This window comes from Mesorhizobium sp. ISC15, from assembly GCF_037162615.1.
In the GTDB taxonomy this organism is placed as follows: Bacteria; Pseudomonadota; Alphaproteobacteria; order Rhizobiales; family Rhizobiaceae; genus Mesorhizobium; species Mesorhizobium mediterraneum.
Genome location: NZ_JAVSPX010000001.1, coordinates 2,605,501 through 2,628,721, shown reverse-complemented (window position 1 = coordinate 2,628,721; position 23,221 = coordinate 2,605,501). Strand labels below are relative to the sequence as shown.

Genomic DNA, 23,221 nt, shown 5'->3' with positions numbered 1-23,221 from the left:
TCCGACCGAGCTTCGCTCGGCCACCTTCTCCCACAGGGGGAGAAGGAAGAGCAGGCGTGCCACCTTCACCTTGCCAAATCCGGCCTTGCCGCCTATTCTTGCTGCTAAAATAATTTCACACACAGGCAAACTTGTTTCTCAAGACACAGGGTCGAGATGAGCCAGTCGCCCTACCCCGCCGTCGCAGCCGGACCGCCCCGGCCGAGCCTGATCCTGCGGCCCGGCCAGATCGCGCTGCCGGCCGGCATGGAGCGCTATTGCGTCCAAGGCAATGGCGCGGTGCTCATCGAGATCGAGGCCGGCGACACGATCAGCGTGCGCAATGTCGAAGGCGGGCAGGCTTGCGAGCTGCTGGCATGGGACAAGAGCGGCGCGACCGACCCCAACATTCTAGGCGAGAAATCGAACAGCAATGCCGCCGGCATCAAGGCGCTGCTGGCCGTTGGCGACGACAGCCTCGCTTCCTTGCGCCGGGGGCTGGAGCGACGCCAGGTGCAGCTTGATCAGGCGAAGGCGGTCCGCGTCTTCGGCGGCGCCACCCCTGCCGGCACCGAACAGGGTTTTGCCGTCGCCCGCGGCGGGTCGATGCTGATCGCCGCCCCGGGCGGGCCGATGCTGGTTGATGGACACGACACGGCGACGCCGCTCAGCGTCATCGTCCGCCGCGCCACGATCCGTCCGACGGCGAAGTCGCAATTGGGCGATCCGCTCGCCGATCCGGTGCTCGATCTGCGCGTCCATTCGGCGACCGCGGAATCCTACTTCGTTAGGGCGGGCGACTATCTGCAGATCATCGATGTCGACGGGCGCCAATGCACGGACTTCCAGTGCTTTTCGGCGCGCAAGCTGGACAAGGGACGCGACCATCCGCTCGACGTGACGACCACCCGCACGCTGATGGGCTCGAGCTATCCTATGCCCGGCCTGCACTCGAAATATTACGACCAGGACATGGAGCCGCTGGTCGAGGTCGTGCAGGACACATGCGGCCGGCACGATGCGTTTGCGCTCGCTTGCGCCGCCAAATATTACGACGACATCGGCTATCCCGGTCACCCCAATTGCTCGGAGAATTTCAACCGCGCGCTGTCGGACAAGGGAGTGAACCCCCGCGCCGGCTGGATGGCGATCAACTTCTTCTTCAACACGGCGATCGACGCGCATGGCGTCATGGTGTCGGACGAGCCGTGGTCGCGGCCGGGCGACTATGTGCTGCTGCGCGCCTTGACCGACATCGTCTGCGTCTCGTCCGCCTGCCCTGACGACACCACGCCGGCCAATGGCTGGAACCTGACCGACATCCATGTGCGGACCTATTCCGGCCAGCACAAATTCTCGCGAGCGATCGCCAGACGCATGACGCCCGATTCGGAACCGAAAATGACCCGCGAGACATCATTTCATTCGAGCTTTGCCAAGCAAACCCGCAACTTCGTCGAGTACAGGGGCTATTGGCTGGCCAATTCCTTCGCCAAAGAGGGTCCGATCGACGAATACTGGGCCTGTCGGCAAGATGCCGTGATCATGGACCTGTCGCCGCTGCGCAAATTCGAGGTCACCGGCCCGGATTCCGAAGCGCTGCTGCAATACACCCTGACCCGCGACGTGAAAAAACTCGGCATCGGCCAGGTCGTCTATTCGGCCATGTGCTACGAGCATGGCGGCATGATCGACGACGGCACGCTGCTCAGGCTCGGCAAGGACAATTTCCGCTGGGTCGGCGGCGACGATCTTTCCGGCGAATGGCTACGCGAGACGGCGACCAAGCTCGGCCTCAACGTGCTGGTGCGCTCGTCCACCGACCAGATGCACAATGTCGCCGTGCAAGGACCGAAGAGCCGCGACATCCTCAAGGAGATCATCTGGACCTCGCCGCTGCAGCCATCAATCGAGGAGCTCGAATGGTTCCGCTTCGCCGTTGCCCGCATCGGCGGCGGCAATGGCATTCCGGTCGTCGTCTCGCGCACCGGCTACACCGGCGAGCTCGGCTACGAGATCTGGTGCCATCCTCGTGACGCCGAAAAGGTGTTCGACGCCATCTGGGAGGCCGGCCAGCCGCATGGCTTGAAGCCGATGGGACTACAGGCGCTCGACATGGTGCGCATCGAGGCCGGGCTGATCTTTGCCGGCTATGAATTTTCCGACCAGACCGATCCGTTCGAGGCCGGCATCGGCTTCACCGTGCCGCTGAAGACCAAGGCCGACGATTTCATCGGCCGCGAGGCGCTGATCCGGCGCAAGGAAAACCCGCAGAAGAAGCTGGTCGGCCTCGACATCGACGCCAATGTCGCGGTCGGCCATGGCGATTGCGTCCATGTCGGCCGCGCCCAGATCGGCGAGGTCACCTCGAGCACGCGCTCGCCGGTGCTGAACAAGAACATCGCGCTGGCCAGGCTCGATGTCACCCATGCCGCCATCGGCACCGGGGTCGAGATCGGCAAGCTCGACGGCCACAGCAAGCGGCTGCCGGCGCGCGTCGTCGCCTTCGCCCATTACGACCCGCAGAAGACCAGACCGCGTTCCTGACGGCAGCATCCCTTGCCTTCTCCCCGGTGAGAGGAGGTGGACCGGCTCGCAGCGCCGAGACGGAAGAGGGGTGTTGGACGGAGTGCTGTCGGTGCCAAGCTGAATCACCCCCCGACCTCGCTTCGCGAGGCCACCTTCTCCCTCAACAGGAGAAGGTAAGAGCGTGTTTCGTAAGCGCGCTGTGCACAGCTTCACAAAAACGCTTGACGTGAAAGCGTGACGGATCAATCTTCACTGCCAAGAAAAAAATACTACTGAGCGGAAAACGCCTGAGGTCGTTCAACGCGTGCGTCGGTGACGCATCGCGAGGTGTCGGCCGTCGCCGATGGGGAACATCAAAAATGGGGAATTCACGTAAATGAGCACGATAGTCTCTGCCTGGGTGCCGCCTGCCGAAGGGAAGCTGCACCGGAACATCGATTGGCGCGGTGCCTTCTGGGTGGCAAGCGGCGTTCCCGCCCTTGTGCTGTTTTCGATCGGCGGCATTGCCGGCACGACCGGGAAGCTGGCCTTCCTGATCTGGACCATGTCCATGATCATGGGCTTCCTGCAATCCTTCACCTATGCGGAGATCGCCGGCCTGTTTCCGAACAAGTCCGGCGGCGCCTCGATCTATGGCGCTACCGCCTGGCTGCGTTATTCCAAGTTCATCGCGCCGCTTTCGGTGTGGTGCAACTGGTTCGCCTGGTCGCCGGTGCTGTCGCTCGGCTGCTCGATCGCTGCCGCCTACATCCTCAACGCGCTGGCGCCGGTGCCGCTATTTGCCGACACCTCGCCGGAAGTCGCCGCCTATATCGCGGCTAATGCCGGAACGAGTGCCGCCGACGCCATCGCGGCGGTGACCGCGGCCGCCACACCGGCGATCCGCAACTGGACGCTCTACGGTCACACGCTGGGTCCGGTTTCCTTCACCTTCAACGCCACCTTCTTCATCGGCGCGGTGCTGATGCTGATCATCTTCTCCATCCAGCATCGCGGCATCCTGGGCACGGCCAACGTGCAGAAATACATCGGCCTGTTCGTCATCATCCCGATGCTGATCGTCGGCGTCGTGCCGATCGTCACCGGCCAGATCGACTGGGCGAATTTTTCGCCACTGGTGCCGCTGGCGGCCGCCTACGCGCCGGAGCCCGGGGCGTGGAACATCGCTGGCTGGACGCTCGTTCTCGGCGGCATGTTCATCGCCGCCTGGTCGACCTACGGTTTCGAGACAGCCGTCTGCTACACGTCCGAGTTCAAGAATCCCGGCACCGACACCTTCAAGGCGATCTTCTATTCCGGCCTGCTGTGCATGCTGCTGTTCATCCTGGTGCCGTTCACCTTCCAGGGCGTGCTCGGCTTGAACGGCATGCTGGCGACCCCGATCGTCGATGGCTCCGGTGTTGCCGATGCCTTGGCCGGCATGGTCGGCGGCGGACAGCTCATCCATAGCCTGCTGGTGATGCTGATGATCCTGGCGCTGGTGCTGTGCATCATGACGGCGATGGCCGGTTCCTCGCGCACGCTCTACCAGGGCTCGGTCGATGGCTGGCTGCCGCGCTATCTCAGCCACGTCAACGAGCATGGCGCCCCAACCCGGGCGATGTGGACCGACCTGATCTTCAATCTGTTCGTGCTGGCCATCGCTTCGGCCGACGCAACCAGCTTCTTCTTCATCCTCGCCGTGTCGAATTGCGGATACATCATCTTCAACTTCCTCAACCTCAATGCCGGATGGATCCACCGCATCGACAACGGCCATATCGCGCGACCGTGGAAGGCACCGAGCTGGCTGCTTGGCCTCGGCGCCGTCCTTGCCTATGTCAACATGATCTTCATGGGCGCCGGTGCAAAGATCTGGAACCCGATGGCGCTGTGGGCAGGGCTGATCACGGCTGCCCTCATCATCCCAGTGTTCTGCTTCCGGCATTACGTCCAGGACAAGGGCAAATTCCCCGACCACATGCTGGCTGACCTCGGCATGACGTCGTCCGATCTCGCCGTCAGAAAGGCGGGCATCCTACCCTACCTGACGCTGATCGCCGGCGTCGTGGTGATGCTCCTCGCCAACTGGCTGTTCGTCATCTAACCCCGCCTCAAGGGATCAAGCGCGCGATGCACGCTTGATCCCCGCATGTTTTGTTCTTGCTTTGTTCCTGCAGTTATGCTACTAATTTAGCTGTAATGCTGATTCGCACCGATGACCCGCCGCCGAGGCGGGTTTTTCGTTTCAGGGCCTATTCGGCGGACTGTTCAGTCGATCTTGATGAACACGCCCTTGGTGTTGAGATACTCGTCGAGGTGCTCGACGCCGCCCTCGCGGCCGTAGCCGCTCATCTTGTAGCCGCCGAACGGCACGGCCGGATCGATGGCGTGGTAGGTGTTCACCCAGACCGAGCCGGCGCGGATTTTTCGTGATAGCTGGTGCGCGGTGGCGACATTGCGGGTGAAGACCCCCGCCGCGAGACCATAAGGCGTGTTGTTGGCCCGCTCGACTGCCTCATCGAGCGTATCGAACGGCAGCGCCGAAATGACCGGTCCGAAGATTTCCTCGCGTGCGATCTTCATGTCGTCCGTGACATGGGCAAAGACCGTCGGCGCGACCAAATTGCCGGCGGCAAGCGCGCCTTCCACGAGGCGCGTGCCGCCGGTGACGAGGGTCGCGCCCTCCGCCGTCCCGGCTTCGAGATAGGAGGCGACCCGCTGCAGCTGCTTTTCGGAGACGAGCGGGCCGATCTCTGTTGCCGGGTCGATGCCGTCGCCGATCCTGAGACCCTTGGCATGGGCCGCCAGCCGTTCGACGAACTCGTCATGGATGGAGCGTTCGACAAACAGGCGCGAGCCGGCGATGCAGATCTGGCCGGAATTGGCGAACACCGACATCGCCGCCACCGGCACCGCTCTGTCGAGATCGGCGTCGGCGCAGACGATGACCGGCGACTTGCCGCCAAGCTCCAGCGAGACCCGCTTGAGGTTGCCGGCCGACGCCCGGACGATCGACTGGCCGGTCGCCGTCGAGCCGGTGAAGACGATCTTGTCGACGCCCATATGCTCGGCGAGTGCGGCCCCTGCCTCGGCGCCGGTGCCGGTCACGATGTTGACGACGCCTGGCGGAACGCCGGCCTCGTTCATGATGTCGGCGATCAGCAGCGGCGTCAGCGGCGCTTCCTCGGAAGGTTTCAGCACCACCGTGCAGCCGGTGGCCAGCGCCGGCCCGATCTTCCAGATTGATGCGGCGGTCGGCGCGTTCCAGGGGATGATGGCGCCGACGACGCCGACCGGCTCCTTGCGGGTGAAGGAGACGATCTCGCCCGGCAGCGAGTTCTCGATCGTCTCGCCATGTAGGGACGTCGCCATGCCGGCGTAATAGCGCAGCATGCCGATGACACGGTTGCGGTTGGCGCGGGTGCGCACGATCGGCATGCCCATGTCGGTCGTGTCCGAGCGGCTGATCTCCTCCCAATGTTTTTCGAAGAGGTCGGCGATCTTGAGGAGCAGCACCTGCCGCTCATAGGGCTTGAACCGGCTCCACGGCCCGTCGAAGGCCTTGCGCGCCGCGGCCACCGCCAGCTCGATATCCTGGCGATCGCTGCGCGGCACCGTGGCAATGACCGCACCGGTGGCCGGATTGCGGGTTTCCATGGTGCGGCCCGAGCGGGCGTCGACCCAGGCGCCATCGACGAACATCTGGCGATGGCGTCCGTCGATCGGCCGGCGCAGTGACACCGGTGTCTGAGCTATGGTCATGACGTCCTCCTCCAGCGCTCCTGCCGGTGGGCGGATTTAACCCCTGGATATCACATCTGCCAACAGCTCTATTCGGCCGCCACTCTATTCGGCGGCCAGAGGCAGTCGCGGCCTGTCGTCGTTGTCTGCCAGCTCCGGCTCGGCCGCCTGCTCCACGTCCTTGGCCTTCTTGCGCTCCCTGCCGAAGAACAAGGCATAGGCTGCCGGAAGCACGAGGATGGTAAGCACTGTGGCGACGAGAATGCCGCCCATCATGGCGTAGGCGAGCGGACCCCAGAAGACGCCGCGCGAAATCGGGATCAGCGCCAGGACCGCCGTCAGCGCCGTCAGCATGATCGGCCGGAAGCGGCGAACCGCCGAGCCGATGATCGCCTCCGAGCGTTCCATGCCGGCCGCTATATCCTGGTCGATCTGGTCGACCAGGATGATCGAGTTGCGCATGATGATGCCAAGCAGCGCGATCACGCCGAGGATGGCGACGAAGCCGAACGGCGCGCCACTGATCAAAAGTGCTGCGGCTGCACCGATGATGCCGAGCGGACCGGTCGCCAGCACCAGCATCGCCTTGCCGAAATGCTGCAGCTGGATCATCAGCAGCACGACGATGACGGCCAGCATGATTGGAGCTTTCGCAGCAATGGAGGCCTGGCTTTCGGCCGAATCCTCGGCGCCGCCCTGGATCTCGACGGCGTAGCCGGGCGCCAGACCGTCGCGCAGGCCTTGCATCTCGCTGTACATCTTCATCACGACATCGTTCGACTGCACGCCATCCGGCAGCGTGGCACGCACGCTGATGGTCGGCAGGCGGTCGCGCCGCCATTCGACGCCTTGCTCCAACACCGGGACGACCTTGGCGACCTGCGACAGCGGCACGAAGCCACCGAAATCCGTCGGGACAGAGACGGAGTCGACCGCCGACAGCAGGTGACGGCTCGCCTCCGGCTCGCGGGCGACGATCGAAACGGTCTCCTCGCCGTCGCGGAAATCATCGAGCGGCGCTCCCGACATGGTCGCCTGCAGCATCTGGCGAATGCGCTGCGAGGTGACGCCGAGCGCACGGGCGCGATCCTGGTCGATCACCAGCTTCATCTCCGGCACCGGCTCGAGCCAGTCGTCGTGAACGGCGCCGAGCAGCGGATTTGCCTGGAACTTCGCCTTCACTTCGTCGGCGATGCGGCGCACCTCCTGGCGATCCGGACCCATGACGCGCATCTGCACCGGCCAGCCCGTGGGCGGCCCGAGGAACAGGCGGTCGACCTTGGCGCGGATCGACGGGAAATCCTCGGCCAGAATGGTGCGCAGCTTGACGATCAGCCGTTCGCGGGCCGGTTCGTCATTGGCCATCACCAGAAGCTGGGCAAAATTCGGATTGCGAAGCTGCTGGTCGAGCGGCAGGAAGAAGCGCGGCGCGCCCTCACCGATATAGGTGGCGATGAAGCGCTTGTCCTTGTCGTCCATCATCCTGGTTTCGAGCGCCTTGGCCTGCGTCTCGACTTCCTTGATGCTGGTGCCTTCCGGCAGCCAGAGGTCGACAAGGATTTCCGGACGCGACGACTGTGGGAAGAAATTCTGCGGGATGAACTGGAATGCCCAAAGACTGGTTGCGAAGGTCACCAGTGTCATAACCAGCACGATGATGCGGTGGCGCACGGACCAGCTGACGGTGGCGCGAAGCCGGCGATAGAAGCGCGTGTCGAAGACATCGTGATGGTTGCCGGCGTGCTTTCGCTGCTTGAGGATCATGTTGCCGAGCCACGGCGTGAAATAGACCGCCACGAACCAGGACACGACCAGCGCGATGCCGACGACATAAAACAGCGTGCGCACATACTCACCGGCCGTCGAGGCGGCGAAGCCGACCGGGATGAAGCCGGCGGTGGTGATCAGCGTTCCGGTCAGCATCGGGAAGGCCGTCGAGGTATAGGCGAAGCTCGCAGCCTCGACCTTGACCAGTCCTTCCTCGAGCTTGCGTTCCATCATTTCGACGACGATCATCGCGTCGTCGACGAGCAGGCCGAGCGCAATGATCAGCGCGCCGAGCGAAATGCGCTGCAGATCGATGCCGATCTCGTACATGATGGCGAAGGTAGCGGCCAGGACGAGCGGAATGGTGATCGCGATCACCAGGCCCGAACGCCAGCCGATCGTCAGGAACGAGACGACAAGCACGATTAGCAGCGCCTCGCCAAGCGCCTTCATGAACTCACCCACCGCTTCCCTGACGACTTCCGGCTGGTCGGCTATCTGATCGACCGAAACGCCGTAAGGCAGCGCCTCTTCGAAGCGGTGATAGGTCGCTTCGACGTCCTTGCCGACATCGGTGACATTGAAGCCTTTGGCCATGACCACACCGACCTGGACGCTGTCGTGGCCGTTGTAGCGGTATTTGCGCTGATAGGGATCCTCGAGGCCGGAGGTCACGGTGGCGATGTCGCCCAGGCGCGTTACCTGGTTGCCGGCGCGCAGGCGAAGTTCGCGGATATCGGCCGCCTTGGTCACGTCGCCCTCGACCGAAATGCGCACTGAGTTCGTGCCGGTATCGACCGAGCCCGCCGGATCGACATTGTTCTGGCCCTTGATCGCGTTCTGCAGGTCGGTGAGCGTCAGGCCGCGCTCGGCAAGCGCCTTGGACGAAACGTCGATATAGAGTTTTTCCGGCTGGTCGCCGATGATCACGGCCTTCTCGACGCCGGGCGTCGTCAGCAGCATGTCACGCGCCTGAATGGCTAATTTCTTCAGCTCGGGATAGCTGTAGCCGTCGCCGCTGATCGAATGCAAAGTGATGAAAGTGTCGCCGAACTCATCGTTGAAGTAGGGCCCGAGCAGCCCCTGAGGCAGCTCGTTGGCGATGTCGCCGACCTTCTTGCGCACCTGGTAGAAGGCATCCGCGACCTGCGCGGGGTTGGTGTCGCCTTCCACCTGCAAGGTGATTATGGCGCTGCCGGCGCGTGTGTAGGAACGGACAAAATCGAGATGCGGCGTTTCCTGCAGCTTGCGCTCGATCTTGTTGACGACCTGGTCCTCCATGTCCTGGATCGAGGCACCCGGCCAGACAGCCTGGACGACCATGACGCGGAAGGTGAAATCCGGGTCTTCCTTCTGGCCCATGCGCATCAGGCCGAGCGCGCCGGCAACGATGATCAGGCCGAACAGGAACCGCGCAATGCTCGGATGCCCGATTGCCCAGCGCGAAAGGTTGAAGGGCCGCTTTTCATTGGTGTCGGTGGTCATAGCGCCAGTCCATTTGTCTGATCGTCAGCGCACGCACGTGGCATGCCCACGGAACTTCTAATGCTGGAGCCTGTTCCATCCCGACATGATCGGGATGGGGCTCCATCTTTCCTGTTCGAGCATAATCTTATCCGAAAACCGGATTCCACTTTTCGGATCATGCTCCAGGCTTCCGGGCGGCGAGGCTTTCCGAGCGGAGAGACACTCATCGCGGTGGGACGCGAGGATCGATGTGGGGGTTACATCGACCCGACGTCTCGACAATCGGGCACCTGCCGCCCGGAAACCATGAACCGCTTGACCTCGCGGCTTGCGCCGATGCGAGGAAAAGCCGTTTTATTCTTGGCCGTCAGCGCACGCGCTTGGCGGCGTCGCCATCATCGTCCGCAGATGCGGACTGTTGCACCGCATCGCCGGTCAGCTTGACCTTCAGATTCTCGGTCATGAATTGTGTGCCCGCCACAACGACGACGTCGCCGGGTTTCAATCCTTCGGCAACATGCACGCCGTCGGCGGTGAACTCGGCGACCTTGACCGGACGCGCGTGGACGGTCTCGCCGTTGCGATCCACGGTCCAGACGATCTGCTGGCCATCCTTTTGCGCCAGCGCGCTCAACGGGACCGATACGCTTTGTGGGCGGTTGTTGGCCGCCGAAGCTTCGATGTTCGCGGTCATGCCGAGAAGCACGCGCGGATCGTTGGGCAGGCTGACGCGGACGGCAAAGGTACGCGACTGCTGATCGGCGCTGCCGGCGACTTCGCGGACCTTGCCGTCGAGCGTCAGCGCATCATCCGACCAGAAGCCTGCCTTGACGTCCTTGCCCGGCTTGAACTGGGCGATATCCATTTCCGGAACGGCGATCAGCACTTCCTTTTCGCCATCGACGGCAACAGTCACAACCGGTGTGCCGGAGCCGACCACCTGACCGACATCGGCGGCTACTGATGTGACGATGCCGTTCCTGTCCGCCTTGAGGTCGGTGTAGAGGACCTGGTTTTTCGCCTGGTCAAGCGTTGAGCGGGCGGAATTCCGGGTGGCGACCGCCTGGTCATAGCTGAGCGTTGCCTGTTCGAGCTGCGATTTCGACGCGAAGTTCTTGGCAAACAACTGTTCGGCACGACGACGGGCAAGGCCTGTTGTCTCGACCTGCCGCTCGGCGGCCTCGAGGCTGGCCTCGGCGCTGTTGACCGAAAGGTCATAGTCGGCGGGATCGATGCGGGCCAGAACGTCGCCCGGCTTCACGCGCTGGCCGATGTCGACCAGGCGCTCGGTGATCTTGCCGTTGATGCGGAACCCGAGATTCATCTCGGTGCGGGCGCGCACCGATCCGGAGTAGGAAAGCTCACGGGTATCGTTGGCCTTGGCGATCTCGACGACCTTGACCGGCCGAATGATGTCCTTGACTTCCACTTTTTCTTGCGAGCAGCCGGCGAGCCCGAGCGCCGCGACGACGACCAGAGCCGGACCGACGGCCGACAGCCTGTTCATAATGGATTTGGACAAAGGCACTTGCGTACTCCCGAACTGGAGATGAATTGTCGAGGACCGACGGACGCCGCCGGTCATTTCTTCAAGGCCCTGATCGCAAACTCGATAAGATCGTCCGGCATTGCCCGGTTCTCTTTGGCAAGGCACTGGGCGACCATCTGCGGGTGACAGAGGGTGATGATAGCTGCGCCGAAGCACCGCGAAGCGACTTCCGGATCCTGGTCGGCAAACTCGCCGGCTGCGATCCCGTCGCTGATCACCTCCGCCACCAGGCTGCGGATCCGGTCGATGTGCTTCTCGATGACATGCCAATCGCGTTCGATGGCAACGACGACCATCTCGTGCACCTTCTCCTGGTCGAGCATGGTGTCACGGGTCCACTGATAGTGGGTTTGCGCGTAGCGGCGAAGCTTTTCGCTGGCGGTTCCGGGACTATGGCAGGCGTCGTAGGTCAGTTGGTAGCAGGTAGCGAGCATGCGGCCGCAAACGGCCTGGTGGATCTCGACCTTGGAGGCGAAGAAACGGTAGATGTTGGCCGTCGACATGCCGAGCTCACGCGCTATGTCGGCGACATTGGTCTTGCCGTAGCCGTAGTGGCGGAACAGTCGCTCCGCGCAATCGAGGATGCGCGCGACATTCTCCTGCCGGACCAGGTCGGCCGTCGTATCGAGAGTATCATACATCTTGTTTCATCAGCTCATTACGAATGACGAATTTTGAATTTCGTCACTCGTAATTCGAAATCGACGGAATGTCAACACGTGACATTATCGGTCTTGGGCGACTGGTGACATCTGTTGACACCACTCGGCGTGAACAGCGTTAATGAAGCCTGCTGCGGGCAGTGCACGGGCCCCTCGCCATCTATGCTGAGCCGCGGAAAAGGAGATCCTGGGATGACCGTACTGCGCATCGTCACGAATATCGCAACGGACAGCATTCCGGATGTTCGGAAGTTCTATTCCGACCTGTTCGGGCTCGACGCCGTCATGGATCACGGGTGGCTCGTCACGCTGGCGTCCCGCGAAACAACCATCCCTCAGATCAGCATCGCCAGCGAGGGCGGCTCAGGCACCCCCGTGCCCGATCTGTCGATCGAGGTCGACAATGTGGACGAGGTGTATCTTCGCGCAAAAGAGATCGGTTGCAGGGTGGTCTACGATTTGACCGACGAACCGTGGGGCGTGAGACGTTTCTTCATTGCCGACCCGACCGGAAAGCTGCTCAACGTGCTCACGCATCTTCGCTAGCCCAATTGCGGTCATCGGAGGAAACATGAGCAGAACAATCCCATTTCATTTCGTCGATGTCTTCGCGGTAGAGCCGCTGACGGGCAATTCACTGGCGGTGGTCGACGGCGGCGCCGAGTTGGCGCTTGAGCTCATGCAGAACATTGCACGTGAGTTCAACCAGTCCGAGACCACCTTTGTCTTACCGGCGACCCGGGCGAACGCCGACTGGAGGTTGCGCTCTTTCACGCCGAAGGGCGTAGAGGTTTTCGGTGCAGGCGGCCACAACACGTTAGGGGCTTGGTGGTGGCTCGCTGCAGCAGGGCGGCTCGATCTGGGCGATGGGCCAACATGGTTCCACCAACAGATCGGCGACTTGGTATATCCGTTGGCGATCTGGCAGAGCCAAGGACGGCTCGAAAAGATCATTATGCAGCAAGAGGCCCCACTGGCCGGCCGGCAGCTCTCAAACCTTGGCGCTCTTGCCACCGCACTCGGCCTTCGTACCGAAGAAATAGTGGCTGATATCGGTGCCTTGCCAGGTGGTCTCGACTGGAGCCGCCCATCTCCTGGTGCCAATCCGCGATCGCGAAGCCGTCGACCGGATTTTGCCTGATGCTAAACAGCTTTTCGACCTGCTCGACGAGGTCGGCGGGGAAGGCTGCTACGTCTTCTCGCTCGATCCGCTACAACCCGGAACCACGGCGTATGCACGCTTTTTCAACCCGACCGTCGGCATTTCTGAGGATCCGGCAACCGGTACGGCGGCTGGTCCGCTCGCCGCACATCTCGTGGCACACGGTCTTGCACCGCCCGGTGTAATCAAGATCGAGCAAGGCACGGCTCTCGGACGTACCAGCATCATTGAGGTCGATGTAGATGCCGGCTCAGTGAGCATTTCTGGGCGCGGCATTGTAGTGGCGAGCGGGGCGCTTTCGATCTAGAGCGGTTCATCGTTTCACGGAGACGCCGAACCGCTCTATCTCTTTGTTTTTGCGCAATTCCGGACGGAAAACCGCTTCACACTTTTCCTGGAATTTCTAGTCGAAGCCACTCGCCTTCGACTGGATTCGCTTAGGTAGCCGATCTGTTTAATCTGTTCAGGCTTTCGCCCAGTATGACAAGCGCGATGCCGAGCAGCGCAATGTCCTTGATCAGGAACTGACCGGCGGGACCGAGCGCGGGAAAGCCCAGCGTAGGCTCCCAGATCGGCAGGGCAACCATGATCGAACAGGTGACCAGGAAAATCAGGGCGGCCAATGCCCCGCCGGCCACACCGGCGCGCACCGACCAGGGGGACGCAATCAGCAGAAGCGCGGTCGCAATCTCGACGACGCCAAGCACGTAAGAAGCACCGGCTTCACCAAATACCGGATACATCCAGGCGAGCCAAGGCGTGCCGCCGATTAGCGGCCTCAACGCCTCGATCTCAACAGCCGTGAACTTCATCCCGCCGATCATGAGAAGCGGCAGTATGACCCCGATGAGGGCGACGATCCGCCCGGCTGTCCTGACCGCGGCGGCTCTTCGCGCCCATGGCCGAGAAAGGGTCCCGTCTTGACCTTCAGGCTCTGATGTTCTGAGAACCGGCATGAGTTTCCTCCTCCAACTGCCAATTGCACCGCCCGCGTCGTAAATTTATCCCTTGCCCCTAGTGGCTGGCCAATCGCCGCTGTCACGGTCGCTCGATTAATCGATGCGCTGTCAGTCCGGCTTGTAAGGGTATGAGTGATGCTCGTGAGCGATGATCCAAAGGTCACCTTCCTTCCGCAGTCCGACGGTAAGCCGGAGGCGGGTTGCCGGGTCCCTTTCAAGCTCTTCCCTGGTGCCGCACCGCAGCAATGCGGTCGCAAAAGCGACCCGGTCTCCCGCCGTGACATCCAGCCACTCGATCGCGAAAACGCCGCCCTGCTTGAAGTGCTCGAAGAATGGACCCCAACTATCGCGGTAGGCCTCAATTCCACTGAGTTCGTTCGGCGGTGGGACATCGAACATCAGAAGGTCCGTCGCGTGGTCCGCAACGATTGTCTCCAGGTCTTGCTGCTGCACGGCGTTCGCCCAACGCTCGATCAGCGCCCGGATATATGCCTCGGCGTCACGCTCCATGTTCTCCATTAGAATTCTCCTCCTGCCAGATCCTCTTCTGTCGAGTTGGTTCTGTAGCGAGGACGATCGGGAGGCACTCGATCCGACACTGAGTGATGTTTTTTGCTCTTCGCGTGGCTAGGCTCCCTTGGCCATCTCCCTCAGCCGGAACTTCTGGATCTTGCCGGTCGAGGTCTTCGGGATTTCGGCGAAGATCACCGCTTTCGGCACCTTGAAGCGGGCGAGCAGAGCGCGGCAGTGATCGATGATTTCGGCCCCGGTCGCCATCTTGCCCGGCTTCAGCTCGACATAGGCGACCGGCACCTCGCCCCATTTGTCGTCGGGCCTGGCAACGACGCCGCAGGAGGCGACGGCAGGGTGCTTGTAGAGCGCCTCCTCGACCTCGATCGAGGAGATGTTCTCGCCGCCGGAAATGATGATGTCCTTGGAGCGGTCCTTAAGCTGGATGTAGCCGTCGGGATGCATGACACCGAGGTCGCCCGAGTGGAACCAACCGCCGGCGAAGGCCTCGTCGCTCGCCTTGCGGTTCTTGAGATAGCCCTTCATCACGATGTTGCCGCGGAACATGACCTCGCCGATCGTCTCGCCGTCGGCCGGCGTCTCCTCCATCGTCTCGGGGTCCATCACCGTCAGGCCTTCGAGCGCGGCATAGCGCACGCCTTGCCTGGCCTTCCTCGCCGCCCTGAGACCCTTTTCGAGCCCGTCCCACTCGCCATGCCATTCGTTGACGACGGCCGGGCCATAGGTCTCGGTCAGGCCATAGAGGTGGATGACCGCAAAGCCCGCATCAGCCATGCCCGACAGCACCGCTTCCGGCGGCGGTGCCGCGGCCGTGTTGAAGGTGACCGCCTGCGGAAATTGCCGCTTGTCCTCCTCCCCAGCATTGATCAGCACCGACATGACGACCGGCGCGCCGCACAGATGAGTGACGCCGTGATCGGCGATGGCGTCGTAGATCGGCTTTGGCCGCACCCAGCGCAGGCAGACATGGGTGCCGGCCTGCAAGGCCAGCGTCCATGGAAAGCACCAGCCATTGCAGTGGAACATCGGTAGCGTCCACAGATACACCGCATGCTTGCCCATGCCGGCATGGATGGTGTTGGCGTAGGCCATCAGTGCTGCACCGCGATGGTGATAGACGACGCCCTTCGGATTGCCTGTCGTGCCGGACGTGTAGTTGAGCGCAATAGCGTCCCATTCGTCGTCTGGCATCGACCAGGCGAAATCCTCGTCGCCGCCCGCGACAAAGTCCTCGTAGTCGAGCGTGCCGATCCGCTCGCCCTTGGGATAGGGGGCGTCAGTGGCGTATTCGGGATCGTCATAGTCGACGACCAGCGGTTTTACCTTGGCCAGCGCCAGCGCCTCGCTGACGACATTTGCGAATTCGCGGTCGACGATCAGCACCTTGGTTTCGGCATGGTCGAGCTGGAAGGCAATGACCGCGGCGTCGAGGCGGGTGTTGAGCGAATGCAGCACCGCCTTGGTCATCGGCACGCCGAAATGCGCTTCCAGCATCGCCGGCGTGTTGGACAGCATGACGGTGACGGTGTCACCCTTGCCGATGCCGCGCTTGGAGAGCGCCGAGCCAAGCTTCAGCGACCGCCGCCAAAAATCGCGATAGGTCGTGCGCTGGCGGCCATGGATGATGGCGACATGGTCGGGAAAGGTCTTTGCCGCCCGCTCCAGATAGGTCAGCGGCGTCAGCGGCTGGTGGTTGGCCGGATTCTTGTCAAGATCCTGTTCGTAGGGATTGCCCATCCCGTCCTCCCGTAACGTCGTCATCGAGATCTTCTATCCATAGGCTTTCCGCCCGTCACCACCAACGATGCCATGATAGAGCGCATTTGGCACAAGGATGATCTAGATAAAGCAAACGAAAGAGCATCGTTTGCCCTTGCTCAATTTGACTTTTGTCGAGAGCCGTGAATAATGTCAGCGAGGAGATGGCATGGCGATCCGACCGGCAGAACAGCTTATTCACAAGGCCGCCTGGCTTTACTATGCCCATGGCCTGCGCCAGGACCAGGTGGCGAGCCAACTCAAGATTTCCCGGGCCTCGGTCGCCATGTATCTGCGCAAGGCGCGCGAGACCGGCATCGTCAACATCTCGACCTCGACCCAGCTTTTCACTGACGACGTCCTGGCACGCAAGCTTGAAGACGCGTTGAAGCTCGATGCCGTCTGGATCGCGCCGGAAAACGGCCATGTCGCCGATCCTTCGACCGACATCGCTGTGCTGGCGGCGAGCGTCTTTCTCGAGCTGGTCAAGAAGGGCGACCGCATCGGCGTCGCCTGGGGGCGGACCGTCTATACGATCGCCGACATCATGTCTTATGCCGACCTGCAGGCCGTCACGGTGGTGCAACTCTGCGGCAATCTCGGAGCCCCCTATTCCTACCGGCCCGACCAATGCACCATGGAAATCGCGCGCCGGCTCAACGCCCAGGGGCTCAACTTCTATGCGCCGCTGGTGCTGACCACGGAAGAACTGGCACGCGGCCTGCGTGCCGAGCCGGTGATCCGCGAGCAATTGTCGGGCATTAGCGAATGCGCCCTCGCACTGTACTCGGTCGGCACCGTCGATGCCGACAGCCATGTCGTCAAATGCGGTGCGCTGACTGCGAGCGAAATGGACGTGCTGCGCCGTGCCGGCGCTGCCGGCGTCATCGCCGGACAGATCATCGACGCGCAAGGCAAGGCGCTCGACTGCAGCTACAACCGGCGGGTCATTTCGGCAGAGCTGTCATCGCTGCGCAAGATTGAAAAGCGCCTCGTGGTGGTGCAGGAGGACAGCAAGTTCGGACCGCTGGTGGCGGCGATCGCGGGTGGGCTGTGCACGCATCTGGTGGTCGGCGCACGGATGGCGCGACGGCTGCTCGACCATGCCGGATCGGCAGCGGAAAAGGTCGCCTAGATACGCAAAACTCCGCCGCGGGCGCATTGTCATCAAAGCGTCGCGGCGTTCCTGTTCACAACCAAAAGAGAAATCGGACGAAGCGAACATGAAGAACCTATGGAATGACGGCGAGGCGGAGAAGCTGGTTGCCGACTATGCAAAGAAGGGTGTGGCCCGCGACCTGGCGCTGCGCGTCTATACGACCAGGCTTCTGGGCGGCGAACCGCGGCTTGTCCTGCATGGCGGCGGCAACACCTCCTGCAAGACAAAGGCCACCGACCTCGTCGGCGACGAATGGGACGTGCTCTGCGTCAAGGGCAGCGGCTGGGACATGGGCGTGATCGAGCCGCAGGGCCTGCCGGCGGTCAAGCTCGGCGCCCTGCTCAAGGCGCGGTCGCTCAAAAAGCTCTCCGACGAAGACATGGTCGCGCTGCAGCGGGGGAACCTCATCGATCCGTCTTCGCCGAACCCTTCGGTCGAGACGCTGCTGCACGCCTTCCTGCCGCACAAATTCGTCGACCACACGCACTCGACCGCCATTCTGGCCATCGTCGACCAGGACGACAGCAAGGCGTTGAGCAAGAAGGTCTTCGGCAGCAAGATGGGTTACGTGCCCTACATCATGCCGGGCTTCGATCTGGCGAAGGCGGCTGCCGATGTCTTCGACGCCGACCCGACGGTCGAAGGCCTGATCCTCGACAAGCATGGCATTTTCACCTTCGGCGACGATGCTAAACAGGCCTACGACCGGATGATCCACTATGTGAACGTCGCCGAGGATTTCATCGCCAGGAATGGCAAGCCGCCTGCCGAAAAATCGGCCTTGCCAGCCAGGCTTGCCGGGCCCGCGGACATTGCGCCGATGCTGCGCGGCGCGGTGGCCGTAGCGCGCGGCGAAGGCCGCTTCGACCGCATGATCGGCGACTTCCGCACGTCGGACGCGATCGTCGATTTCATCAATTCCGCCAGGATTGCCGACTATGCCGGGCGCGGCGTATCGACACCCGACCTGTCGATCCGCATCAAGACCGGACCGATGGCGCTGCCGGCACCCGACGCGGACAAGATCGGCGACTACAAATCCGCCATCCGCCAGCATGTCGAAAAATTCGCCAAGGACTATCGCGCCTACTTCGAAACCAACGACGCGCTCGACGATGTGAAGCGCACGATGCTCGACCAGATGCCGCGGCTGACGCTGGTGCCGGGCCTCGGCATGTTCGGCCATGGCCGCACGCTGAAGGATGCGAAGATCGCATCCGACGTCGGCGAGATGTGGATCGAGGCGGTGCGTGGAGCCGAAGCAGTCGGCGATTTCCGTCCACTGTCCAAAGCCGACCTGTTCCCGCTCGAATACTGGTCGCTGGAGCAGGCCAAGCTCGCCTCCAACAAGCCGAAGCCGCTGACCGGCCAGGTTATGCTGGTCACCGGCGGCGCCGGCGCGATCGGCGCCGCCACCGCAAAGCTGTTCGCCGACAATGGCGCCCATGCCGTCGTCGTCGATCTCGATGCGGCAAGGGCGACGGAAGCGGCCAAGAAGGCCGGCAACAGTTCGATCGGCATCGGCGCCGACATCACCGATCCGGCGCAGATGCGCGCTGCGTTCGACAAGGCGGTCGCCGTCTTCGGCGGCCTCGACATCCTGGTTTCCAACGCGGGTGCTGCTTGGGAGGGCAGGATCGGCGAGCTCGACGACGCCACTTTGCGCAAGAGCTTCGAGCTCAATTTCTTCGCCCATCAGTCGGCGGCCCAGAACGCAGTGCGCATCATGCTCGAACAGGGCACCGGCGGCGTGCTCCTGTTCAACACCTCCAAGCAGGCAATCAATCCGGGTCCGAAGTTCGGCGCCTATGGCATCCCCAAGGCGGCGACGCTGTTCCTGTCCAGGCAATATGCCCTCGACTATGGCGCGCATGGCATCCGCTCGAATGCGGTCAACGCCGACCGCATCCGTTCGGGGCTTTTGACCGACGCCATGATCGCCAGCCGTTCTGGCGCGCGCGGCGTGTCGGAGAAGGAGTACATGGCGGGCAACCTGCTTGGGCAGGAAGTGACGGCCGAAGACGTGGCCCAAGCGTTCCTGCATCATGCGCTGGCCGAGCGGACCACCGCCGATGTAACGACGGTGGATGGCGGCAACATCGCGGCGGCGTTGAGGTAGGCTCAAGAACAGTCCAGACGCAAAAAGAGCGGCCCGAAAGCCGCTCTTTTCTTTCGCCTGCGATAAAAAGCTACTTGGCGTTCGGGTTCGGCATCCAGGCCGGCATCGCGACATCGGCATGGGCGAACTGCGGCAGCTTGGCCGAGAGGTCTTCCATGTTCTTGATGTCCTTGTCGATAAGGTCCTTCTGGGTGATCAACGTCGGCGGCACGATGACGTTGTGACCGGGGTCTTCGCCGGCCAAAAGCTGCGCCAGCGCGCGCACCGAAACCTGGCCGACGACGGCCGGATTGGTGGCGGCGGTTGCCGCCCAGGCGCTGTCGGGCTCGCGCATCGCGGCGATGTCGGAGGTCGAAATGTCGGCCGAATAGATCTTGATGTCCTTGTTGAATCCCGCCTCGTCGACGGCGATCTTCACGCCCTTGGCGAATTCATCATAGGGCGCGAACATCACTTTGATGTCGGGGTTGGCCGACAGCACCGAACGAGCCTGGTTGGCGACGGAATTGGCAATCGGATTGTCGAGCGTGCCGAACATCGCCGCCTCGTTGATGCCCGCATATTTCTTCTTGAAGTCGACCCAGGTCTCGTTGCGGCGGTCGAGCGGCGCGATGCCGGCGACATAGACATAGCCGGCCTTCCAGCTCTCGCCATTGTCCTTGATCGCCTGTTCGAGCGCGAGGCGGGCGAGGTCGCGGTCGGACTGCTCGATCTGCGGGATTTTGGGGTTTTCGACATTGACGTCGAAAGCGACGACCTTGATGCCGGCGTCGACCGCGCGCTGGGCGGCTTCCTTCATCGATTCCGTCAGGCCGTGCTGGATGATGATGCCCTGGACGCCAAGCGCAATGGCCTGGTCGACCATGTCTGCCTGAAGGGCGGCATCCTGACGGCTGTCGAGGACGCGCAGATCGACGCCAAGCGCCTTGGCCTGCGCTTCGACACCGGACAGATAGGCCTGGAAGAAGTCGCCGGTCGAGAGATAGCGGACCAGCGCGATCTTGACGGCGCCGGGCTTATCGAACGGCGCCGGCTTATCCTGCGCCATCGCCGGCACCTGCATAAGCAGCGCGGCGCCGGCAAGCCCAAGCGCTGCCGCCCCCAATAGTCTTCTTGTGATCTTCATGTTTCTTCCTCCACTTGTTGAACTCAAATTTCAGCTGGTCGAAATCCTATCTGTCGAAATCCTACCTCTTGCCCCTGCCGGAAAGGGCGAAGGTGAAGACAAGGGCAACCACGAGAACCACGCCCTTGATGAAATCCTGCGTGTAGTAGGGCGCGTTCATCATCGTCAGGCCCTGCAGCAGCACGCCGACAAACACCGCACCGACGGCCGTGCCGAAGGCGTTCGGCTTGGCGGCCCCGAGGACCGCGTAGCCGATGAGCGCCGCGGCGACAGCGTCGAGCAGGAGATTATTACCCGAGGCGATGTCACCGCGTCCAAGCCGGGCAGCGAGCAAAATGCCGCCGATCGAAGCAAAAACTCCTGAAATAACGTAGGCCCAGATTTTGTATGCCTTGACAGGCGCGCCAGCGAGCTCGGCAGCCCGCTCATTGCTGCCGACCGCGTACATCATGCGGCCGAAACGGGTGTATTCGAGAAAGAACCAGATCAGCACTGCAAGCACGAGCAGGACGACGACCGAAACGGGAATGAGGTTGGGGATGAAGAAATCGAAGCGGTGGCGGCCAAGCGCCAGGAAGGCGGCGCTGAACGTGCCGTTGGCCACCGAGCCATCGGGCATCGTCATGCCGGTGGCGATCGAGCGGCCTTCGGTCGGGATGCGCTGCAAGCCGACGAGCAGGAACATCATGCCGAGCGTCGCCAGAAGGTCCGGCACGCGCATATAGACGATCAGCCAGCCATTGATGAGGCCGACGATGACACCGATCGCGAGACAGGCGATGACCGCGACGACGGCGTTCTGCTCCAGCACCACCATGACATAGGCTGCCGCCATCATGGCGCTGGTAGCGACCGAGCCGATCGACAGGTCGAAGCCGCCGACGACCAGAGTGGCGGTGACGCCAAGCGCCAGCACGCCGGTGATGGCGACCGACTGGAAGATGAAGACGGCACTTTGCGGCGAGACGAAGCCGCCGGCGGCGATGGCGAAATAGGCGATCAACCCGAACAGCAAAACGATGAATCCGTAGCGGATGGCAAGGTCGCGCGCGGCTGCCATCTCAATCCAACCCGAACTCATGCCCTCTCCATTCCAATTCTCACCATCTCCCGCTCTCAGGCCGCGCTCTGCGACGGCCCGCCCGCCACTTCGGCCAGCAGACGCTCGAGGTCGATGTCGGCGTTGCGATGCTCGCCGACGATCGTCTGCTCCGACATCACCAGGATGCGGTCGGCGGTCTCCAGCGCTTCGTCAAGTTCAGTGACGAACAGCAGCGTCGCACGGCCGTTCGCGCTCGCCCGCAGCTTGGCCGCGATATCGCGCCTGGCCGAAATGTCGACGCCCTGGAACGGCTCGTCCAGAATGAACAGTCTTGCGGCCTGAGACATCCAGCGGGCGACCATCACCTTCTGCTGGTTGCCGCCGGAAAGGGCGGACATTTCATCTTTCTCCGAGCGGCAGACGATGCCCAGCTCCTGGATTTGCCGGCGCGCGGTGGCGCGCTCGATGCGGCGCTTGAGTACGCCGAGACGCGACATCCGCATGTGGAACGGGAGACTGATATTTTCCTGGATGTTGAAGTCGCCGACGATGCCGTTTTCGCCCCGGTCCTTGGCGACAAGAAATACGCCGGCAGCGATCGCCTCGCCCGTCGATTCCGGTGCAAAGGGTTTCCCGTTCAGCACCATGGTCCCGGACAGCGGCTTGCGCACGCCAAACAGCGTCTCAGCGAGCGCCGTCTTGCCGACGCCGACCAGGCCGGTGATGGCAACGACCTCGCCGTCGCCGAGCGTCAGCGAGATCGGCCTGGAACCGTCTGCAATCCGCAACCCATCGATCGTCAGGACAGGCCTGGCCGAATTCCTGGCGACGATCCGGTCGAGGTGGATCTTGCGGCCGAGCATGGCATTGACCGCGCCTTCATAGTCGAGCGGCTTGCGGTCGAAAACGCCTGAGATGACGCCATCGCGCATCGATACTATGCGGTCGGCAAGCCGCCTGATGTCCGACATGCGGTGCGAGATGTAGAGGATCGCGACGCCGTGCTCGCGAAGCCGGTCGAGCAGCGCGAAAAGCCGATCGGCTTCGGCGCTGGACAAAGAGGAGGTCGGTTCATCGAGGATCAGCACTTTCGGCTGGTGCGCCATGGCGCGGGCAATCGCCACCATCTGGCGGTCGGCCAGCGAGAGATCGCTGATCCTGGCTTTCAGGTCGATGGCCAGACCCATGCGGTCGGCGACCGCCTTTGCCTCGCGACGCACCCGGCCCGGATTGAACAGGGTCGGCGCGCCGCTACCGCTCAGCCTGTCAAGCGTCAGATTGGTAGCAACGTCGAGGTCGGCGACGACACCGTCATTGATGTTCTGGTGAACTGTGACGACGCCGACGCGGATCGCCTCCGCTGGCGTTTTGGGCGCGAAGTCCTGGCCGGCGAGGCTCATCGTGCCGCCACCGCGCTCGTAGACGCCGCTGATGATCTTGACCAGGGTGGATTTTCCGGCGCCGTTGGCGCCCATCAGCACGGTTACTTCGCCGGCATGCAAATCGAGCGAGACGCTGCCAAGCACCTCGATATGGCCGAAGGACTTCCTCAGGCCGTCCACGCGGAACACGGCATCATTGCCCATTCGTTCCTCCCTGACCGTGACGCTAGGGGCTGTCCCGGCAATTGTCAACACGATTGACAATTGCCAGAGAGCTTCCTAGCTTGGACCAACCGCCATGGCTTCA

The 23,221-nt window shown here is 62.6% G+C and carries 17 protein-coding genes; 7 read left to right on the top strand and 10 right to left on the bottom strand.

Features of this window, described 5'->3' with window-relative positions; genetic code table 11:
• Positions 1-156: 156 nt before the first annotated feature.
• Together RPG13_RS12625 and RPG13_RS12620 are read left to right on the top strand one after the other, a co-directional pair.
• Complete coding sequence (locus RPG13_RS12625; RefSeq protein WP_337125149.1) at positions 157-2,526, top strand: DUF1989 domain-containing protein; 2,370 nt, start codon at positions 157-159, stop codon at positions 2,524-2,526.
• Between the two features lie 358 nt (positions 2,527-2,884).
• On the top strand, positions 2,885-4,594 hold the full coding sequence (locus tag RPG13_RS12620) for an APC family permease (protein WP_292651039.1): 1,710 nt from the start codon (positions 2,885-2,887) through the stop codon (positions 4,592-4,594).
• A 164-nt stretch (positions 4,595-4,758) separates the two neighbouring features.
• On the opposite strand, the gene RPG13_RS12615 is transcribed toward RPG13_RS12620, so the two are convergent.
• The 4 genes from RPG13_RS12615 to RPG13_RS12600 form a co-directional block, all read right to left on the bottom strand.
• A complete protein-coding gene (locus RPG13_RS12615) occupies positions 4,759-6,252 on the bottom strand; it encodes an aldehyde dehydrogenase family protein (RefSeq protein ID WP_337125148.1) in 1,494 nt (497 codons plus the stop codon).
• Positions 6,253-6,336: 84 nt separating this feature from the next.
• Positions 6,337-9,483, bottom strand: a complete 3,147-nt coding sequence (locus RPG13_RS12610) for an efflux RND transporter permease subunit (RefSeq protein WP_095483879.1) — start codon at positions 9,481-9,483, stop codon at positions 6,337-6,339.
• A gap of 349 nt (positions 9,484-9,832) precedes the next feature.
• A complete protein-coding gene (locus tag RPG13_RS12605; RefSeq protein WP_442921388.1) occupies positions 9,833-10,972 on the bottom strand; it encodes an efflux RND transporter periplasmic adaptor subunit in 1,140 nt (379 codons plus the stop codon).
• Positions 10,973-11,046: 74 nt separating this feature from the next.
• On the bottom strand, positions 11,047-11,655 hold the full coding sequence (locus RPG13_RS12600) for a TetR family transcriptional regulator (RefSeq protein WP_095483877.1): 609 nt from the start codon (positions 11,653-11,655) through the stop codon (positions 11,047-11,049).
• A gap of 213 nt (positions 11,656-11,868) precedes the next feature.
• Here RPG13_RS12600 and RPG13_RS12595 point away from each other — a divergent pair, with 213 nt between their 5' ends.
• The 3 genes from RPG13_RS12595 to RPG13_RS12585 are packed head-to-tail and all read left to right on the top strand — an operon-like array spanning position 11,869 to position 13,145.
• Positions 11,869-12,222 carry a VOC family protein gene (locus RPG13_RS12595; RefSeq protein ID WP_095483876.1) on the top strand — a complete coding sequence of 118 codons (354 nt, stop codon included), beginning with the start codon at positions 11,869-11,871 and terminating at the stop codon, positions 12,220-12,222.
• A 25-nt stretch (positions 12,223-12,247) separates the two neighbouring features.
• Complete coding sequence (locus RPG13_RS12590; RefSeq protein WP_337125146.1) at positions 12,248-12,817, top strand: PhzF family phenazine biosynthesis protein; 570 nt, start codon at positions 12,248-12,250, stop codon at positions 12,815-12,817.
• Positions 12,774-13,145 (top strand): PhzF family phenazine biosynthesis protein, encoded by a 372-nt coding sequence (locus tag RPG13_RS12585; RefSeq protein WP_337125145.1) that lies wholly within the window; start codon positions 12,774-12,776, stop codon positions 13,143-13,145. Before RPG13_RS12590 ends, RPG13_RS12585 begins: the two co-directional genes overlap by 44 nt.
• A gap of 130 nt (positions 13,146-13,275) precedes the next feature.
• Here the strand turns inward: RPG13_RS12585 and RPG13_RS12580 are convergent, their stop codons facing one another.
• From RPG13_RS12580 to RPG13_RS12570, 3 genes are all read right to left on the bottom strand, one after another.
• Entirely contained in the window at positions 13,276-13,794 is a 519-nt protein-coding gene (locus RPG13_RS12580) for a DUF417 family protein (protein ID WP_095483874.1), read from the bottom strand.
• Between the two features lie 111 nt (positions 13,795-13,905).
• Positions 13,906-14,316 (bottom strand): YybH family protein, encoded by a 411-nt coding sequence (locus tag RPG13_RS12575; protein WP_206072922.1) that lies wholly within the window; start codon positions 14,314-14,316, stop codon positions 13,906-13,908.
• 108 nt (positions 14,317-14,424) lie between these two features.
• Positions 14,425-16,065, bottom strand: a complete 1,641-nt coding sequence (locus RPG13_RS12570) for an acyl-CoA synthetase (protein ID WP_292651045.1) — start codon at positions 16,063-16,065, stop codon at positions 14,425-14,427.
• 190 nt (positions 16,066-16,255) lie between these two features.
• Between RPG13_RS12570 and RPG13_RS12565 the strand changes: the two genes are divergently transcribed.
• Positions 16,256-17,221, top strand: a complete 966-nt coding sequence (locus tag RPG13_RS12565) for a sugar-binding transcriptional regulator (RefSeq protein ID WP_337125144.1) — start codon at positions 16,256-16,258, stop codon at positions 17,219-17,221.
• An 88-nt stretch (positions 17,222-17,309) separates the two neighbouring features.
• A complete protein-coding gene (locus RPG13_RS12560) occupies positions 17,310-19,364 on the top strand; it encodes a bifunctional aldolase/short-chain dehydrogenase (protein WP_337125143.1) in 2,055 nt (684 codons plus the stop codon).
• A gap of 70 nt (positions 19,365-19,434) precedes the next feature.
• Here RPG13_RS12560 and RPG13_RS12555 read toward each other — a convergent pair whose 3' ends face one another.
• The 3 genes from RPG13_RS12555 to RPG13_RS12545 form a co-directional block, all read right to left on the bottom strand.
• Positions 19,435-20,490: a substrate-binding domain-containing protein gene (locus tag RPG13_RS12555; RefSeq protein ID WP_095483870.1), complete on the bottom strand. Its 1,056-nt coding sequence runs from the start codon at positions 20,488-20,490 to the stop codon at positions 19,435-19,437.
• A 61-nt stretch (positions 20,491-20,551) separates the two neighbouring features.
• Positions 20,552-21,571, bottom strand: coding sequence for an ABC transporter permease (locus RPG13_RS12550; protein WP_245461494.1), 1,020 nt, complete (start codon positions 21,569-21,571; stop codon positions 20,552-20,554).
• A 35-nt stretch (positions 21,572-21,606) separates the two neighbouring features.
• Positions 21,607-23,118 (bottom strand): sugar ABC transporter ATP-binding protein, encoded by a 1,512-nt coding sequence (locus RPG13_RS12545; protein WP_337125142.1) that lies wholly within the window; start codon positions 23,116-23,118, stop codon positions 21,607-21,609.
• Between the last annotated feature and the right edge of the window lie 103 nt (positions 23,119-23,221).

Bases quoted from the DNA above. Each gene is read 5' to 3' on its own strand.
- RPG13_RS12625 (WP_337125149.1), top strand. From the start codon at position 157: ATGAGCCAGTCGCCCTACCCCGCCGTCGCAGCCGGACCGCCCCGGCCG.
- RPG13_RS12620 (WP_292651039.1), top strand. From the start codon at position 2,885: ATGAGCACGATAGTCTCTGCCTGGGTGCCGCCTGCCGAAGGGAAGCTG.
- RPG13_RS12615 (WP_337125148.1), bottom strand. From the start codon at position 6,252: ATGACCATAGCTCAGACACCGGTGTCACTGCGCCGGCCGATCGACGGA.
- RPG13_RS12610 (WP_095483879.1), bottom strand. From the start codon at position 9,483: ATGACCACCGACACCAATGAAAAGCGGCCCTTCAACCTTTCGCGCTGG.
- RPG13_RS12605 (WP_442921388.1), bottom strand. From the start codon at position 10,972: ATGAACAGGCTGTCGGCCGTCGGTCCGGCTCTGGTCGTCGTCGCGGCG.
- RPG13_RS12600 (WP_095483877.1), bottom strand. From the start codon at position 11,655: ATGTATGATACTCTCGATACGACGGCCGACCTGGTCCGGCAGGAGAAT.
- RPG13_RS12595 (WP_095483876.1), top strand. From the start codon at position 11,869: ATGACCGTACTGCGCATCGTCACGAATATCGCAACGGACAGCATTCCG.
- RPG13_RS12590 (WP_337125146.1), top strand. From the start codon at position 12,248: ATGAGCAGAACAATCCCATTTCATTTCGTCGATGTCTTCGCGGTAGAG.
- RPG13_RS12580 (WP_095483874.1), bottom strand. From the start codon at position 13,794: ATGCCGGTTCTCAGAACATCAGAGCCTGAAGGTCAAGACGGGACCCTT.
- RPG13_RS12575 (WP_206072922.1), bottom strand. From the start codon at position 14,316: ATGGAGAACATGGAGCGTGACGCCGAGGCATATATCCGGGCGCTGATC.
- RPG13_RS12570 (WP_292651045.1), bottom strand. From the start codon at position 16,065: ATGGGCAATCCCTACGAACAGGATCTTGACAAGAATCCGGCCAACCAC.
- RPG13_RS12565 (WP_337125144.1), top strand. From the start codon at position 16,256: ATGGCGATCCGACCGGCAGAACAGCTTATTCACAAGGCCGCCTGGCTT.
- RPG13_RS12560 (WP_337125143.1), top strand. From the start codon at position 17,310: ATGAAGAACCTATGGAATGACGGCGAGGCGGAGAAGCTGGTTGCCGAC.
- RPG13_RS12555 (WP_095483870.1), bottom strand. From the start codon at position 20,490: ATGAAGATCACAAGAAGACTATTGGGGGCGGCAGCGCTTGGGCTTGCC.
- RPG13_RS12550 (WP_245461494.1), bottom strand. From the start codon at position 21,571: ATGAGTTCGGGTTGGATTGAGATGGCAGCCGCGCGCGACCTTGCCATC.
- RPG13_RS12545 (WP_337125142.1), bottom strand. From the start codon at position 23,118: ATGGGCAATGATGCCGTGTTCCGCGTGGACGGCCTGAGGAAGTCCTTC.